The organism is Cetobacterium sp. ZWU0022 (assembly GCF_000800875.1).
GTDB lineage: Bacteria > Fusobacteriota > Fusobacteriia > Fusobacteriales > Fusobacteriaceae > Cetobacterium_A.
Genome location: NZ_JRJZ01000167.1, coordinates 1 through 17,672, shown reverse-complemented (window position 1 = coordinate 17,672; position 17,672 = coordinate 1). Strand labels below are relative to the sequence as shown.

At 32.2% G+C, this 17,672-nt stretch carries 12 protein-coding genes and 2 riboswitches; all 12 genes read left to right on the top strand.

The annotated features are described in order from the left end of the window. A partial coding sequence (locus tag L988_RS11740; RefSeq protein WP_047384486.1) for an efflux RND transporter permease subunit occupies window positions 1-1,500 on the top strand: 1,500 nt, incomplete at its 5' end. A gap of 110 nt (window positions 1,501-1,610) precedes the next feature. After that, window positions 1,611-1,711: riboswitch (purine riboswitch) on the top strand. A 271-nt stretch (window positions 1,712-1,982) separates the two neighbouring features. Further along, entirely contained in the window at window positions 1,983-2,450 is a 468-nt protein-coding gene (purE, locus tag L988_RS11735) for a 5-(carboxyamino)imidazole ribonucleotide mutase (RefSeq protein WP_255359945.1), read from the top strand. Further along, window positions 2,437-3,525 (top strand): 5-(carboxyamino)imidazole ribonucleotide synthase, encoded by a 1,089-nt coding sequence (purK, locus tag L988_RS11730; protein ID WP_047384485.1) that lies wholly within the window; start codon window positions 2,437-2,439, stop codon window positions 3,523-3,525. The genes purE and purK overlap by 14 nt, the downstream gene beginning before the upstream one ends. A gap of 9 nt (window positions 3,526-3,534) precedes the next feature. Next, entirely contained in the window at window positions 3,535-7,224 is a 3,690-nt protein-coding gene (locus tag L988_RS11725) for a phosphoribosylformylglycinamidine synthase (protein ID WP_047384483.1), read from the top strand. Window positions 7,225-7,264: 40 nt separating this feature from the next. Beyond that, window positions 7,265-7,987 carry a phosphoribosylaminoimidazolesuccinocarboxamide synthase gene (gene purC / locus L988_RS11720; protein ID WP_047384489.1) on the top strand — a complete coding sequence of 241 codons (723 nt, stop codon included), beginning with the start codon at window positions 7,265-7,267 and terminating at the stop codon, window positions 7,985-7,987. A 2-nt stretch (window positions 7,988-7,989) separates the two neighbouring features. Continuing rightward, window positions 7,990-9,387, top strand: coding sequence for an amidophosphoribosyltransferase (gene purF, locus L988_RS11715; RefSeq protein ID WP_047384481.1), 1,398 nt, complete (start codon window positions 7,990-7,992; stop codon window positions 9,385-9,387). Window positions 9,388-9,392: 5 nt separating this feature from the next. Beyond that, on the top strand, window positions 9,393-10,424 hold the full coding sequence (gene purM / locus L988_RS11710; protein WP_366089501.1) for a phosphoribosylformylglycinamidine cyclo-ligase: 1,032 nt from the start codon (window positions 9,393-9,395) through the stop codon (window positions 10,422-10,424). Continuing rightward, the gene (gene purN / locus L988_RS11705; RefSeq protein WP_047384477.1) at window positions 10,418-10,993 is read left to right on the top strand and encodes a phosphoribosylglycinamide formyltransferase; all 576 of its coding nucleotides are present in this window, start codon (window positions 10,418-10,420) and stop codon (window positions 10,991-10,993) included. Before purM ends, purN begins: the two co-directional genes overlap by 7 nt. Before the next feature lie 4 nt (window positions 10,994-10,997). Beyond that, window positions 10,998-12,527 (top strand): bifunctional phosphoribosylaminoimidazolecarboxamide formyltransferase/IMP cyclohydrolase, encoded by a 1,530-nt coding sequence (gene purH, locus L988_RS11700; RefSeq protein WP_047384475.1) that lies wholly within the window; start codon window positions 10,998-11,000, stop codon window positions 12,525-12,527. 15 nt (window positions 12,528-12,542) lie between these two features. Further along, window positions 12,543-13,793: a phosphoribosylamine--glycine ligase gene (gene purD, locus L988_RS11695; protein WP_047384473.1), complete on the top strand. Its 1,251-nt coding sequence runs from the start codon at window positions 12,543-12,545 to the stop codon at window positions 13,791-13,793. A 78-nt stretch (window positions 13,794-13,871) separates the two neighbouring features. Next, the gene (guaB, locus tag L988_RS11690) at window positions 13,872-15,329 is read left to right on the top strand and encodes an IMP dehydrogenase (protein ID WP_197053378.1); all 1,458 of its coding nucleotides are present in this window, start codon (window positions 13,872-13,874) and stop codon (window positions 15,327-15,329) included. A gap of 56 nt (window positions 15,330-15,385) precedes the next feature. Continuing rightward, window positions 15,386-15,461: riboswitch (cyclic di-GMP riboswitch) on the top strand. A gap of 52 nt (window positions 15,462-15,513) precedes the next feature. Next, a complete protein-coding gene (locus tag L988_RS11685) occupies window positions 15,514-17,622 on the top strand; it encodes an HD domain-containing phosphohydrolase (RefSeq protein WP_047384471.1) in 2,109 nt (702 codons plus the stop codon). Window positions 17,623-17,672 lie beyond the last annotated feature (50 nt).

The window sequence follows — 17,672 nt, the reverse complement described above, 5'->3', positions numbered from 1 at the left end:
ATTTCAAATAGAAAGAAAACAGTTGCATTAGCGTTCTTAACATTTATAGGAATGATGATAGTAGGACCTATGTTTACTAGAACAGAGTTTATTCCAAAGCAAGACTATGGAAGATACGCTGTTGTGCTAGAACTTGAAAAGGGATTGTCAGTTGAAAGAGCTGAAGAGATAACAGAGCAAGCTGTAGAGATAGTAAAAAATAATAGCCTAACAAAAACTTATATAACTTTAGTAAAAACGGGAACAGGAATAATTAACGTTGATATTGGGCCTAAAACAGATAGAGATACGAGTATATTTGAAGTTATGGATAGTTTAAGACCGGAGTTATCTAAAATTCCTGGAATTAAATTTAACTTGAAAGACGATTATCAATCAGGTAGTGGAGACAGAGATGTTGAATTTAGAATCTCTTCTGATTCACTTGATATAGCTGAAAACATAGCAAGACAGGTACAAGAAAAAATAAGTAAAAATCCAGGAATAATAGATATAACATCTAGTATAGAAGCTGGAAATGTTGAAGCAAGAGTTGTATTAAATAGAGATAAATTAAGAGCTTATGGAATTAGTCCGTTTGATATTGGAAGAACAATAAGCTACTCATTCTTAGGTGGAAATAGATCAACAGGACAAACTCTATCTGTAAAAACAGGAACAGAAGAGATAGATGTTTTAATTAGATTACCAAAAGATGCCAGAACAAAAGTTTCAACGTTAGAGGAACTTAATGTTAGAAGTGCTGATGGTAAATTTATAAAAGTTTCTGATGTAGCTGATGTTGTAATGGCAGAAGGAGCATCGGAGATCACAAAAACAGATAAAATATTCTATGTTTCAGTATCAGCAAATGATGGTGGAATAGGATTAAGTAAAGTTCAAAGTGAAATAGTAAATGCGTTTGAAAGTACTAACCCACCAAAAGGAGTTTCTTACTCTTGGGGTGGAATGTCTCAAATGTTTAACGAAGCGATTGTACAGATGGGAATGGCTCTAGGAATATCTATATTCTTAATCTATGCAATTCTAGCATCACAATTTGAGAACTTCTTATTACCAGGAATTATTCTAGCATCAGTACCGTTAGCGATGATTGGAGTTTATGGTGGATTATTACTTACTAACTCACCATTTGATATGATGGTAATGATTGGAATAATAATGCTTGCCGGTACCGTTGTTAATAACGCGATAGTACTTATTGACTTTATTAAGATTCTAAGAGAAAGAGGTCATGAGTTGAACGATGCGGTTAGAGAATCTTGTAAAACAAGACTTAGACCAATTCTGATGACAACAATGACAACAGTTTGTGGTATGATACCGCTAGCTTTAGGATTTGGAGAAGGAGCAGAACTTTATTCAGGAATGTCAATTGCTGTTATATTCGGACTATCATTCTCAACGATACTGACTCTGGTTGTAATTCCAGTTTTATACATTATTGTCGAAGAGTTCATAGAAGGAATAAGAAGAAAGTTTTTCAATAAGAAAGCATAGTAAAATCAATGGTTCTCTGAAGTAAAATTCAGAGAACTTTTTTTATTGTGAAAATAATGGTTGAAAAAAAACGAACAGTGTGTTAGTATTAAATCAGGAAAAGTATTAAAAAACAAAAATAAATTAAAGCTTGTATAATAGTTGAAATAAGGTCAACAAGTCTCTACCTGCCACCGTAAATTGGCGGACTACAAGGATAGATTTTTGATATATGTTTTTTTGATATATTTAAAATTCAATCTTGTAGGAAATTACAGTGTAATTTCCTTTTTTTATGGACTTTTTTTGTTGACCCCAAAATAAAATAAGGGGAGTTTATTAAAGTGCTAAAATTAAAGAAAAATCAGAAACAAAAACATATAAAAAATATAATGCAAAATAAATGGAATAAGTGTGTAAAAACGCAGATTATTGAAAAGGGATAGTTGTAACCTTTTTAGTAATGTGCGTTTTTTATTTTTAAACTTTAGGGAGGAAAAAGAGTGAAAATAGGTGTAATAATGGGAAGTAAATCAGACTTACCTACAATGAACGAATGTGTGAATATATTAAAAGAGTTTGAAGTTGAACATGAGGTAAAAATAGTATCAGCTCATAGAACTCCAGAGTTAATGTTCACGTATGCTAAGGAAGCTAAAAGTAGAGGGATAGAGGTAATTGTTGCTGGAGCAGGTGGAGCGGCACATCTTCCGGGAATGGTTGCAAGTTTAACGGATTTACCAGTTATTGGAGTACCTATTGAAAGTAAGACTTTAAAGGGAATAGATTCTCTGTTATCAATAGTTCAAATGCCAGGAGGAGTGCCAGTAGCCACAGTAGCTATTGGAGGAGCTAAAAATGCAGGATTGTTGGCAGTTAAAATATTATCAATAAAAGATAGCGAGTTAGCTAAAAAAGTGACGAGTTATAGAGAGAATATGGAAAGGATGATTTTAGATGAAAAAATCTAGAACAGTTGGAATCTTAGGTGGGGGACAATTAGCTAAAATGCTTTGTGACTCGGGAAAAAAGATGGGGTATGAAACAGTAATATTAGACCCGAGTTCAGATTCGTGTGGAAGATTTGGAGCGGATGAGCATATTATAGCTGAATATAATGATGAAATCGCTTTAAAGAAACTTTGTGAGGAAGCGGATGTTATAACTTATGAGTTTGAAAATGTTCCGAGTGAGGTTATAAATTTTTTAAAAAGAAATGGAGGAAATGTTCCTCAGGGTGAGAGACCATTGTATCTAAGTCAACATAGAGTAAGAGAAAAGTCAGCAGTTAACGAAATCGGAGTTAGAACAGCAGACTTTGTAGCTGTAAAAAATCTTGAAACAGCTAAAGAAGCTTTGACAAAAATTGGGGGACCTTGTATTCTTAAAACTTGTTCAGGGGGATATGATGGAAAGGGTCAGTGGAAAATACAAAATGAAGAGGATCTGAATAGTGTAGATTGGAAAAATGTAGAGTATATTTTAGAAAAGATGGTAAACTTTCAAAAAGAAGTTTCATGCTTAGTTGTTAGGGGAATAACAGGAGATGTTGTTACATTTCCAGTAGGCGAAAATATACACAAAAATGGAATTCTAAATAAAACAATAGTTCCGGCAAGAATATCAGAAAATCTTCAAAAGGAAATAGAGGAACTATCGAAACGAATTGTTGAAAAGTTAGAAATTTATGGACCACTAGGAATTGAATATTTCATAGAAGGGGACGAGGTATATTTCAATGAAATGGCCCCAAGACCTCATAACAGTGCTCATTATACACTGGATGCTTGTAACTATTCTCAATTTGATATTCACCTATTAGGGGTTTTAGGTGAGAAACTACCGGAAGTAAAACTATTAACACCGGTTGTGATGTTGAATATAATGGGTGAAGATAGAGAGAAGGTAGATAAAATAGTATTGGATGAAAATACAAAACTGCATATTTATGGAAAAACAGAGTGGAAACAGGATAGAAAGATGGGACATATAAATTATTGCGGAGAAAACATAGATAAGTTAATAGAGAAAGCTAATTCATTTTAGGGAGGATCAATGAATAAAAGAGTATTTGTTAAGAAAAAAGATGGGTTTCAAGTAGAAAGTTTAGGTGTTAAAAATGAACTTCTAGAAAATTTAAAAGAAGGAAATATCGATAGAATAGATTTATACAACGTTTATGATATTTTTAACTGTACAGATGAGGATTTAGAGCTTTTAAAAAATAAAGTTTTATCAGAGCCTGTGACAGATGATGTATATGAGGATGTTAATTTAGAAGGGAAAAGATATTTAGCAACAGAATTTTTACCAGGGCAATATGATCAAAGAGCTGATTCAGCAGAGCAATGTTTAATGCTTTTAAATAATAAAGCTGGTGTTCAAATTAAAAGTGGTAGATTATTAGTGTTCCATGGAGAGATAAATAGTTTTGAAAAAGTTAGAGAATATTTGATAAATCCAATTGAAACAAGAGAGAAAAATCTAGATACTCTAGTATTAGAAGAGAATATAGATATTGATCCAGTTCCAACTTATAACGGATTTATAGATAAAAAAGTAGAAGAGTTAGAAGCTTTTTTAAATGAACATGGATTAGCAATGACGTTAGAAGATTTGCAACATATTCAAAATTATTTTAGAAATGAAGAGAAAAGAGATCCAAAGGAAACAGAAATTAAAGTTTTAGATACTTATTGGTCAGATCACTGTAGACATACAACTTTTGAAACATACTTAAAAGATGTAAAAATAGAATGCGGAGAATTAACTGAAAATATTCAAAATGCTTTTGAAGGATATTTAAACTTAAGAAGAGAGTTGGGGAGAGAATCTAAACCTCTAACTTTAATGGATATGGCAACTATAGGTGGAAGATACTTAAGAAAAGTTGGGAAATTGGATGATTTAGAGGAATCAGAAGAGATAAATGCTTGCAGTGTAGAAGTAGATGTAGATGTGGATGGAATAACAGAAAAGTGGTTACTAATGTTTAAAAATGAGACTCACAATCACCCAACAGAGATAGAACCTTTTGGAGGAGCTAGTACTTGTGTAGGAGGAGCTATTAGAGATCCTTTATCAGGAAGAGCATATGTTTATCAAGCAATGAGAATAACTGGAGCTGGAGATATAACAGAGGGAGTTGAAAATACTTTACCAAATAAATTACCTCAAGAAAAGATATCTAAAGGAGCAGCTCATGGATACTCATCATATGGAAACCAAATAGGACTGACAACAACATTTGTAAAAGAGATTTATCACAATGGATATAAAGCTAAAAGAATGGAAGTTGGAGCTGTAGTTGGAGCTGTAAAAAAAGAATATGTAAGAAGAGAGAGTCCAGTACCAGGAGATATAGTTATTTTAATTGGTGGAAAAACAGGAAGAGATGGAGTCGGAGGAGCGACAGGATCGTCAAAAGAACATAATGAAACATCACTAACAAAATGTTCGTCTGAAGTTCAAAAAGGTAATGCGCCTGTAGAAAGAAGAATTCAAAGACTATTTAGAAACCCAGAGGTTACTAAATTGATAAAAAAATCAAATGACTTTGGTGCAGGTGGAGTGAGTGTTGCAATAGGAGAGATTGCAAGAGGAGTAGAGATAAACTTAGACACAGTACCAGTTAAATATTTAGGACTTAATGGAACTGAGTTAGCAATATCTGAATCTCAAGAGAGAATGGCTGTAGTTGTAGAAGCAAAAGATGCCCAAAGATTCCAAGAGTTAGTTAAAGCTGAAAACTTAGAGTCAGCGCTAGTTGCCGTAGTTACAGAAGAGGAAAGATTAGTAGTTAAATATAAAGATGAAACGCTTGTAGATTTATCTAGAGAGTTCTTAGATACGAACGGAGTTAGACAAAGCCAAGAGGTAAAAGTAATACCATCATCTAAAGAGAATCCATTCATAAAAAAGAGTACTTTGGATATTAAAGAAAAAGTAGCTGAAGTTTTAAATGATATGAATGTTTCTTCTCAAAGAGGAATGGTTGAGATGTTTGATGCTTCTATAGGAAGAAGTACTGTTTTAATGCCTTTTGGAGGGAAGTATCAATTGACAGAATCTGAAGGAAGCGTTCAAAAACTTCCAACAGAAGGGGTTACAAATACTTGCTCTATAATGACTTATGGATATAATCCTTTAGTGTCAGAATACTCACCATATTTAGGAGCTCAATATGCTGTAATTGAATCATTAGCAAGAATTGTTGCAATGGGAGGAAGTTATAAAAAAGCGAGACTTTCATTCCAAGAATATTTTGAAAGATTAGGTAAAGATTCAACTAGATGGGGGAAACCATTTGCGGCTTTGTTAGGTGGAATTGAAGCACAATTAGAATTCGAAACACCTGCTATTGGAGGAAAAGATAGTATGAGTGGAACGTTTAAAGATTTAGATGTCCCACCAACATTGATATCATTTGCAGTTACAACTGAGAATGTAAAACATATTATATCTCCAGAGTTTAAGAAGGCAGGAAATGAAATCTATTTAATAAAAAGTGAAAGATTAGCAGGAGACGTTCCAAACTTTGTTAAAATAAAACAAAACTTTGAAATGATTGAATCTGCTATAAAAGCAGGAAAGATTGAGTCAGCTTCAACAATAAAGTTTGGTGGAATAGCAGAAGCGGTTATTAAAATGAGTTTTGGAAATAAAATTGGAGCAAAAATCGAAATGACAGAAGGATTATTCGATTTAATGCCTGGAGATATAATAGTTGAATCTAATGAAAAGTTAGAGTTTGGAGTTTGTATAGGAGAAACTGTAGAAGAGAAAACAGTAGAATTAGCCGGAGAGAAATTCTGTATTGATAGCTTGATAGTTACATGGGAAGAAAGATATGGAAAGATATATCCATACAATGTTGAAAGTTCTGGTGAAGTAATTGAAAAACAATTTAAAACAGAAGAGCTTTTCAAGGCTAAAAAATTATACGATAAACCAAAAGTGTTAGTGACTGTTTTCCCAGGAACAAACTGTGAGTATGATACGAAGAAGGCGTTCGAAAGAGCAGGAGCTGAAGTAGAGATATATGTATTCAATAATTTGGGTGTAAATGAAATCAAGGAAAGTATAGAAACACTTTCTGAAAAGATGAAGACAGCACAAATATTTATGATTCCGGGTGGATTTAGTGCTGGAGATGAACCAGATGGATCTGGAAAGTTTATAGCAAACATACTTCAAAACCCTAAAATTAAAAACAGTATGAAAGAGTTTTTAGCTAATGATGGATTGATTTTAGGAATTTGTAATGGATTCCAAGCGTTGATAAAATCTGGATTATTACCTTATGGAGATGTGGATAGCGTTAATGAAAATTCACCTACTCTATTTAGAAATGATATAAACAGACATATATCAAGAGTTGTAAGCACAAAAATAGTTTCAAATAATTCTCCTTGGATGAGTTCATTTACTGTTGGAGAAACTCATAACATACCAGTATCACATGGAGAGGGAAAGTTTGTAGTTACAAAAGAGTTTGCAGAAGAGTTATTTAGAAATGGGCAAGTAATTACTCAATACTGTGATGAAAATGGAAATATAACAATGGATAAAGAATACAATCTGAATGGATCAACATATGCAATCGAAGGAATTGTTTCAAAGTGTGGAAGAATCTTAGGGAAAATGGGACATTCAGAGAGATATGAAAATGGATTATTAAAGAATATATCAGGAAATAAAATGCAAGATTTATTTAGCAATGGAGTTAACTATTTTAAAAAATAAAAAATTAAAAAATAAATATTTAAAGTGGGAGAGTGACCAGATGTTATTAGTAGAAGCAAATAAGTTATATGAAGGAAAAGCAAAAAAAGTTTATAGAACAGAAAATCCTAATGAAGTTATTATTTATTATAAGGATGACGCAACAGCTTTTAATAATTTAAAGAAAGGTCAAATACAAAATAAAGGGATATTAAATAGTCAAATTACAACAATAATTTATGATTATTTAAAAAAGAATGGAGTAGAAACTCATCTTATAGAAAACTTATCAGAGAGAGCACAACTTTGTAAAAAGGTTAATATAGTTCCATTAGAAGTGATTGTAAGAAATACATTAGCTGGCTCAACAGCAAAACTATTTAAAATGGAAGAGGGATTAGTTTTAGAAACTCCTATATTCGAAATTTGTTATAAAAAAGATGAGTTAGGTGATCCAATGATAAATGATTATCACGCTATGGCACTTGGACTTGCGACTAAACCTGAGTTAGAATCAATCTATTCTCAAACTAAAAAGATAAATGAACTTCTGAAAGATCTATTTGATAAAATAGGAATTGAATTAGTTGATTTCAAAATTGAGTTTGGAAGAGATTCAGAAGGAAATATAATCTTAGCTGATGAAATTTCTCCTGATTGTTGCAGACTTTGGGATAAAGAAACTAGAAAAAAGTTAGATAAGGATAGATTCAGAAGAGATTTAGGAGATGTAGAAGAGGCTTATCAAGAAGTTTTAGCAAGATTAAATAAAATAGTGGGGTAAAAATGATAAAAGAGATAGAGTATTTTTTAAGTGGAAAAATAAATGAAGAGTGTGGAGTGTTCGGAGTATTTAATGTAGAGGATGCAGCACAATTAACATACTATGGACTACACTCGTTGCAACATAGAGGTCAGGAGGGAGCTGGTATAGCTTCCTCTGATGGAGAAAATATAATTAGAGAAAAAGGTGAAGGGCTGGTAACTGAAGTTTTTAACAGTGAAAGAATAGCAAAACTACCAGGTGATATGTCAATAGGACATGTAAGATATGCTACAACAGGAGGAGGAGGAATAGAAAATGTTCAACCAATACTTGTTCGTTCTCATACTGGCGATTTTGTTATTGCACACAATGGAAATATTGTAAATGCAAAAGAGTTGAAAATGCAATTAGAAGCTATGGGAAGCATTTTCCATACAACTTCGGACAGTGAAATAATAGGGCACCTTATTCAAAGAGAAGTGGGGGATTTCCACGAAAAAATACTAAAAGCATTACCAAAATTAGAGGGTGCATTCTCGTTCCTTATAATGAACAATGAAAATCTTTATGTGATAAGAGATAAAAATGGATTTAGACCATTATCGATGGGGAAATTAGAAAATGGATATGTATTTAGTTCTGAAAGCTCAGCATTTGAAATTGTAGGAGCTGAATATATAAGAGGATTAAATCCAGGAGAAGTTTTAAAAGTATCTAGAGATTCAATAGAAAGCTCTCAGTATACAGATTGTACACAGGATAAAATGTGTTCGATGGAATATATATATTTCTCGAGACCGGATAGTAGCATCAATGGGTTAAATGTTCATACGAGTAGAAGAAGCTGTGGAAACATATTAGCAAAGGAAAGTCCAGTAGAGGCGGATATAGTAATAGGGGTACCAGATTCATCACTATCTTCAGCTATGGGGTATTCGGATTACTCAGGTATTCCTTATGAAATGGGACTTGTAAAAAATAGATATGTAGGTAGAACGTTTATAAAACCAAATCAACACCAAAGAGAGCGTGGAGTAAAGATGAAACTTTCTGCTATGGAAGCTGTTGTAAAAGATAAAAGGGTTATTTTAGTAGATGATTCAATTGTTAGAGGAACGACATCGAAGCATATAATAAAGTTATTAAAAGAAGCTGGAGCTAAAGAGGTTCATATGAGGATAGCTTCATCACCAATTATAAGTCCATGTTTCTATGGAGTAGACACGTCAACTTATAATGAGCTTATAAGTACGAAAATGTCACCAAAAGAATTAGGAGAATATATAGGTGCAGATTCATTAGCATTTTTATCACATGAAGGAATGCTAGAGGGATTAGGAAAGAACATCTGTATGGCATGTTTCACAGGAAAATATCCAACAAGTATGTTTAGTTTATTAGAAAATTTGAAGAAATAGGGGAGATAAAATTGAGTAATAAATATATGGAAGCTGGAGTAAGCTTAGAAGCAGGATATGAATCAGTAAGAAGAATAAAAAGTCATGTTGAAAGAACAAAAGTAAGAGGAGCTATAAATAGCTTGGGTGCTTTTGGTGGAATGTTTGATTTATCTGAGCTAGGAATGAAAGAACCAGTTTTAGTTAGTGGAACAGATGGTGTTGGAACTAAGTTGATGTTAGCTTTTGAAATGGATAAACATGATACGATAGGACAAGATGTTGTGGCTATGTGTGTTAATGATGTTTTAGTTCAAGGAGCTATGCCATTATATTTTTTAGATTATATAGCGGTTGGAAAAAATTACCCTGAACAGATTGAAAGTATTGTAAAAGGTGTAGCGGATGGATGTGTAGCTGCAGAGTGTGCCTTAATAGGTGGAGAAACAGCTGAAATGCCAGGAATGTATAGCGAAGGACATTATGATATTGCTGGATTTACAGTTGGAGCTGTAGAGAAAAAAGAGTTAATAACTGGAGAGGGAATAGAAGAAGGAGATATTATAGTTGGAATATCTTCTAGTGGAGTTCACTCGAATGGATTCTCTTTGGTTAGAAAGATAATTAAAGATGCTAATCTAGATTTGAAAACAGTTTATGAAGGATTCGAAAAATCTTTAGGAGAGGAGTTACTTACTCCAACAAGAATATATGTAAAAACAGTAAAAGAGGTTTTAAAATCAGTTTCTGTTAAAGGGATGTGCCATATAACAGGTGGAGGATTCTATGAAAATATTCCAAGAATAATACCTGAAGGATTAGGAGTAGAGATTGATAGCAAGAATGTAAATGAGCTAAAAATATTTAAATTTTTAGAGGAAAAAGGCGGGGTACCTAAAAAAGAGATGTTTAATGTATTTAACATGGGTGTTGGATTTATATTTGTAGTTTCAAAAAATGAAAGAGAAAATATAATCTCTAAATTGAAAGAGTTAGGGGAAAATCCTATGATTTTAGGAGAGGTTGCTAAGACATCAGGAGTAGAAATTAAATGGTAAATATAGCTGTGTTTGCTTCTGGAAACGGGGGTAACTTCCAAAGAATAGTAGAAGCTCAAAAAACGGGTGAAGGTAAAGGGTATGAAGTTAAACTTCTAATTGTCGATAAAAAAGATGCTTTTGCAATTGAAAGAGCAAAAGCCTTAAATATACCTTGCTACTTTATAGATCCAAAAGAGTTTAACACTAAAATGGAGTTTGAAGAAAAGATAATTGAGATATTGAAAAAAGAAAAAGTTGAATATATTGTGCTTGCAGGATATATGAGAATAATCTCTCCAGTATTATTAGAGGAGTTTTTCAACAAGATAATAAATATTCATCCAGCTTATTTGCCAGAATTTCCTGGCAAAGATGGGATAGGAGATGCGTTTAAAGCTGGCGTGACGAAAACGGGTGTGACAATTCATTATGTAGATAGTGGAGTTGATACAGGGGAAATAATATATCAAGAGAGAATAAAAATAGAAGAAACTTGGAGTTTAGATGATTTGAAAAAAGCAATACATGATGTAGAGCATAGAATATATCCAATGATTTTAACAAAGTTATTTAAAAAGGGAGAATAAATAGATGAAACGTGTGTTAATAAGTGTATCTGATAAAACTGGAATTGTAGATTTTACTAAAAAATTAGTTTCGTTAGGGTATGAGGTTATCTCAACAGGAGGAACTAAAAAAACATTAGATGAGGCTGGTATAAAAACTTTAAGTATATCAGATATTACAAATTTCCCAGAGATAATGGATGGAAGAGTAAAGACGTTACATCCAAATGTTCATGGAGCTTTACTTTGCGTTAGAGATAATGTAGAGCATTTGAAAGCTTTAAAAGATAATAAGATAGATATGATAGATATGGTTGTTGTTAATCTGTATCCATTTAAAGAGACATTATCAAAAGTTGGAGTGACTCACGAGGAGTTAATAGAAAATATAGATATTGGTGGGCCAAGCATGTTGAGATCTGCTGCTAAAAACTATAAATCAGTTACGGTTGTGGTAGATCCAAAGGATTATGATGTTGTAATAGCGCAACTTGAAAAGTCGGGAGATACAGAAGCGGAAACGAGAGAAAGATTAGCTGCGAAAGTGTTCAGACATACATCGGCATATGATACTTTAATAGCAGAGTATCTAACTTCAAAAGTAAAAGAGGAGTTTCCGGAAAGTATAACTGTTACTTATGAGAAAGTTCAAGATTTAAGATATGGAGAAAATCCGCATCAAAAAGCAGGATTCTATAAAAGTAGTTTTGCAGGATATTCAATAGGAAATGCAGTTCAACTTCATGGGAAAGAGTTATCTTATAATAACATTCAAGATACAAATGCAGCTTTAGAAATTTTAAAAGAGTTTACTAAGCCAACTGTAGTAGCGGTTAAGCATATGAATCCTTGTGGAGTTGGAAGTGGAGAAAATATAGATGTAGCTTGGAATAGGGCTTATGAAGCTGATAAAATCTCTATATTTGGTGGAATTGTAGCAGCTAATTCAGTTATAACAAAAGAGGTAGCGGAAAAGTTATCTGCACTATTTTTAGAGATTGTTATAGCACCTGGATATGAAAAAGAAGCTTTACAAATAATAACTCAGAAGAAAAATATAAGAGTTATGAAATTAGAGTTGAATTCAAATATTATAAATAAAAAGAAAATTACTTCTGTTATGGATGGAGCATTAATTCAAGAGTTTGATGAGAAAAATATCTCTAAAGATGAACTTGTTTGTGTTACTGATAGAAAGCCTACGGAAGATGAAATAGAGGATTTAATCTTTAACTGGAACGTTGTTAAACATGTGAAATCGAATGCAATAGTTGTTGGAAAAGCTAATCAAACTATTGGAGTTGGTGCAGGACAGATGAATAGAGTTGGAGCTGCAAAAATAGCTTTAGAACAAGGTGGTGAAAAGTGTAATGGAGCAGTGATGGCTTCAGATGCATTCTTCCCAATGGCAGATACAGTAGAGATGGCTGCGAAATTTGGAATTAAAGCAATTATTCAACCAGGAGGATCAATAAAAGACTCGTTATCTATCGAAGAGTGCAATAAGCATGGAATAGCTATGGTATTTACAGGGGTAAGACATTTTAAACATTAATTTTTGGAGGAGTTTATGAAAGTTCTTGTAATTGGAAAAGGTGGAAGAGAGCATGCGATTGCATGGAAGGTAAAAGAGAGTCGACTAGTTAAAGAGGTATTTATAGCTCCAGGAAATGTTGGAATGGAAGAGATTGGGAAACTAGTAGATATTTCTGAAGAAAATATAGATGAACTTGCAACATTTGCACAAAACGAAAATATAGATTTGACGATAGTAGGTCCTGAAAGCGTACTTGCTTTAGGCGTTGTGGATGAGTTTGAAAAAAGAGGTCTTAAAATATTTGGACCAACTGCAGCTGCTGCAAGAATTGAATCAAGTAAAGATTTTGCGAAAGAGTTGATGAAAAAGTATAATGTTCCAACAGGAGCTTATGAAACTTTTGAAAGCTTAGAGTTAGCAAAATCATATGTTAATCAAAAAGGCGCTCCGATAGTTATAAAAGAGGATGGTTTGAAAGCTGGAAAAGGAGTAACAGTTGCCTTTACAAAAGAGGAAGCGATAGAGGCTTTAGAGATAGCATTCTCTATACCTAATAATAAAGTTGTAATAGAGGAATATTTGGATGGTTTTGAATTTTCTATTATAGCTTTAACAAATGGAGAGAGAGTAATTCCTTTAGAAGTTGCTCAAGATCATAAAAGAGCTTATGACAATGATGAAGGGCCAAATACAGGTGGAATGGGTGTGTATTCTCCAGTAGGAAAAATAGATTCGAATGTTGTAAATGAAACTTTAGAAAAAATATTAAAACCTATGGCATCTGGAATGAAACAAGATGGAATTCCGTTTAAAGGTTTTCTATTTGGTGGGATTATGTTAACCAAAGATGGAGTTAAAACTATCGAGTTTAATGCAAGATTTGGAGATCCAGAAGCAGAAGGGATTCTTCCAAGAATGAAATCTGACTTTGTTAAAGCCATATTAGATTTAATGGATGAAAAAGAGGTTAAACTAGAGTGGGATGAAAGATATACAGTGGCTGTTGTTATGGCTTCTGAAAACTACCCGAAATCATCGACAATAGGTAGTGAAATTGAAATTCCTCAAAATTTAGAATCCATAGTTTTCCATATGGGAACAAGAAAAGTAGATGGAAGATTAGAGACTAATGGTGGAAGGGTTTTATCGGTAGTAGCATACGGAAATACATTAGAAGAAGCTAAAGAAAGAGCATATTTGGATGTAAAAAAAATAAAATGCAAAAAAATGTTTTTTAGAAATGACATAGGCTCAAAAATGTGCTATAATAACGAAAATAAATAAAAAAAGACCTGCACAATACTAAAAAAAAGTGCAGGTCTTTATTTAAAATATTCAGAAAAATTGGAGGGAATAGAAAAAATGATGAATGGAAAAATAATAAAAGAAGCGATTACTTTTGATGATGTACTACTAGTTCCAGCAAAATCTGAGGTATTACCACATGAAGTTAGTTTAAAAACAAGACTTACAAAGGATATCGAATTAAATATTCCGGTCCTAAGTGCTGCAATGGATACTGTAACAGAAGGAGATTTAGCAATAGCTTTAGCTAGACAAGGTGGAATAGGATTTATTCATAAAAATATGAGTATAGAGGATCAAGCTGCTGAGGTAGATAGAGTAAAGAGAAATGAAAGCGGAATGATAAAGAATCCTGTTACTTTAACAAAAGATTCAACTGTATGGCACGCAGAAGAGATAATGAGAAAGTATAAAATTTCTGGATTACCAGTTATTGAACAAGATGGTTCTTTAATAGGAATTATTACAAACAGAGATTTAAAATATAGAAAAGATATGGATCAATTAGTTAGTGATATAATGACTAAAGAAAATTTAGTAACAGCTCCAGTAGGAACAACTTTAGAGCAAGCTAAAGATATCTTATTAGAAAATAGAATAGAGAAACTACCAATAGTAAATGACGAAGGTCAATTAAAAGGATTAATTACAATAAAGGACATCGATAATTTAGTTGAATATCCAATGGCTTGTAAAGATTCTCAAGGAAGATTAAGAGTTGGAGGAGCTGTAGGAGTTGGAGCAGATACTCTAGAAAGAGTTAAAGCTTTAGTAGATGCGGGAGTAGATATTATAACTGTAGATTCGGCTCATGGACATTCAAAAGGTGTTATGGCAAAAATAAAAGAAATCAGAGAAGCTTTCCCGACTTTAAACATAATTGGTGGAAACATAGTAACGGCAGAAGCAGCTTTAGATTTAATAGATGCAGGAGTAGATGCTGTTAAGGTAGGAGTAGGACCAGGGTCTATCTGTACAACAAGAGTTGTAGCAGGAGTAGGAGTTCCTCAATTATCAGCAGTAAATGATGTTTATGAAGTTTGTAAAACAAGAGGGATTGGAGTTATAGCAGATGGTGGAATAAAATTATCTGGAGATATGGTTAAAGCTTTAGCAGCAGGAGCTGATTGTGTAATGCTTGGTGGACTTTTAGCAGGAACGACAGAAGCACCTGGAGAAGAGATTATATATGAAGGAAGAAAGTATAAAGTATATGTTGGAATGGGATCTATGGCAGCAATGAAAAGAGGATCGAAAGACAGATACTTCCAAAATGACGCTAAGAAATTAGTTCCAGAAGGTATTGAAGGAAGAGTTGCATATAGAGGAAGCTTAAAAGATGTAGTTTTCCAAATGTGTGGAGGAGTTAGAGCTGGAATGGGATACTGTGGAACATCAACAGTTGAAGATTTAAAAGTTCATGCAAAATTTGTTAAAATAACAGGAGCAGGATTAAAAGAAAGTCATCCGCATGATATTATAATAACGAAGGAAGCACCAAATTATTCTAAATAGATATAAAATATTGACTTTGTAGGACGTATTGATTATAATGATTATAATTAAGAAACGTTTATAAGTGGCAAAGTAGAGGAAACTCTATGACGCAAAGCTATAGGGTCTTTAAAATGGCAGCCAGCTGCAATAGTCTTTGTGATTATTGCAGCTTTTTTTATTTTTTTTTATTGAGGGAGGATAGATGAAGAGGTTAGTAGTTTTTTTAATGCTGTTTATTAGTTGTTTAGGTTTCTCGGAAGAGAGATTAACAATAACAGTACCTTCAAATACAACGGATATGTATTTGTATAAAGATTTAGAAAAGGGTGAATATCAAGGTGTTTACGCAGAGTTGTTAAAAAAAGTTTTAGAAGGAAAAGAGATTGAAGTTTCATTAGATAAAGAGAATAGTGACATGATGTTGAGAACTATTGAAACTTTAGATGGGAAGAAGGAATATGATTATTTGGATACTCCTATGATTTATAGGATAGGTGTTATTACAAATAAGAATTCGATGCTGTCAAACTTAGGAGAGGCTAGATATTTGAAAGCTGGATATATTCCTGGACAACATGGAATTAGAGAGATGAAAGAAAGATATAGCAATTTAACTTTAGATAAAATTGAAGTTAAGAATATTGATGAAGGATTAGAAAAATTAAAGAATGGTGAGATAGAGATTTTTATTGCACAAGATTGGTATGATAAAAATTTAGGTGATGTAGATTATAAACTTTTAGAGAATATAAGGTATAATGAACAAATAGCTATAAAAAAGAGTTTAACTGAGCTTTATGAAAAAGTGAAAAAAAGTTTAGATGAATTACCAGGTGAAGAATTTCAAGAGATTTTATCTGAAAATAGAGTGTCGTTTTATAAGTATTTGTTAAAAGATACGCCGAGTTATGAAAAAGTAACAGATAACTATAAAGAGATAAGAGTTAAATTGGGAAAAGATAAATTTATGTTGCCGTTTTATTATAAGCAGAAACAAAATTATCAGGGATTAACTATTAATATAGTTAAAGAGATTGAAAAGATAATAGGTATTCCTTTTAGTTTTGTGAAAGATGGAGAGTATGACATAGAGGGAATTGCTATCGAAAACTCTTTGGGAAGAGTAACTAAAAATTATACAAAACCTTATTATGAAATGAAATTGTCTGTGGCAAATAGAAAGTCAGATGGGTTTATTCAGAATTTATCTGATTTAGATAGGGCTAAAATTTTAGTTTTAAAAGGTGATTATAGTTATATATATTTAAAAAATATTTTGAAAAATAGTGAAATAGAAGAAGTAGAAACTTATGAAGAGGGGTTAAATAAATTATTAAATCAAGATGGAGAGTATCTGGTAGGATACTTTAATATATTGACAGGAGTAATAAGTAATAACTTTTTGGATGATAAAATAAAAGTTGCAGGGATATTAAATGATTCTTTTGGTGTTAGTTTTGGAATTAGTAAAGAGAAACAAGAGTTATCAAATTTAATTGAAACTATTTTAGAAAGTTTCACGATAGATAAAACTGTAATAGATAATAATATTTTAAAAAATTCAATAGTAACACAAAATTATAAGTTGATTTTAAAAATATCAATACCAGTAGTGATATTTATAATAATTTTAATAGTATTAATAATTAAATCTGAAAAAAATAGAAAAAAAGCAGAAGAACTAAGTTTTTCGTTGATAGAAGTGCTAGAAATGGCTAATCAATTGAATGACGAGGATACTGGAGATCATGTGAAGAGATTAGGTATGTATTCGACACTTTTATCTGAAAAAGTAAATCTGCCAAAAGAAACAAGAGAAAGTATCAAGAGATTTTCATCTTTACATGATATAGGAAAAGTTGCGATACCATCTGAAATATTAAAGAAACCATCTAAGTTAACAGAGGAAGAGTTTAAGAAAGTAAAAGAGCATGTAGAAATAGGGTATGACTTGGTAAAAAAATTGAAATTAGGAACTGTTGCAGAGAATATCGTAAGGTATCATCATGAAAAATGGGACGGTAGTGGTTATCCGTTAGGAATAAGAGGTAATGAAATTCCTTTAGAAGCTAGAATTGTTTCTATTGTGGATGTTTATGATGCTTTAAGACAAAGAAAGTTCCATAGAGATGCATTGACACATGAAGAGGCTTTAGAAGTTATAAGTAAAGATAAAGGGAAAAGTTTTGATCCAGAATTAGTTGATATTTTCCTTGGTAGTGATAAAGAGTTCGAAAAGATATATGAAGAAAATAAAGAATCTTTAGATTTAGCAACAGAATTTTATTCAGCAATAAAAAATAATAAATAGTGTTAAGAGGTGAAAAATTGAGGAGATATTTATACTTGATTCTATTTGTT

Bases quoted from the DNA above. Each gene is read 5' to 3' on its own strand.
- purK (WP_047384485.1), top strand. From the start codon at position 2,437: ATGAAAAAATCTAGAACAGTTGGAATCTTAGGTGGGGGACAATTAGCT.
- L988_RS11725 (WP_047384483.1), top strand. From the start codon at position 3,535: ATGAATAAAAGAGTATTTGTTAAGAAAAAAGATGGGTTTCAAGTAGAA.
- purC (WP_047384489.1), top strand. From the start codon at position 7,265: ATGTTATTAGTAGAAGCAAATAAGTTATATGAAGGAAAAGCAAAAAAA.
- purF (WP_047384481.1), top strand. From the start codon at position 7,990: ATGATAAAAGAGATAGAGTATTTTTTAAGTGGAAAAATAAATGAAGAG.
- purN (WP_047384477.1), top strand. From the start codon at position 10,418: ATGGTAAATATAGCTGTGTTTGCTTCTGGAAACGGGGGTAACTTCCAA.
- purH (WP_047384475.1), top strand. From the start codon at position 10,998: ATGAAACGTGTGTTAATAAGTGTATCTGATAAAACTGGAATTGTAGAT.
- purD (WP_047384473.1), top strand. From the start codon at position 12,543: ATGAAAGTTCTTGTAATTGGAAAAGGTGGAAGAGAGCATGCGATTGCA.
- guaB (WP_197053378.1), top strand. From the start codon at position 13,872: ATGATGAATGGAAAAATAATAAAAGAAGCGATTACTTTTGATGATGTA.
- L988_RS11685 (WP_047384471.1), top strand. From the start codon at position 15,514: ATGAAGAGGTTAGTAGTTTTTTTAATGCTGTTTATTAGTTGTTTAGGT.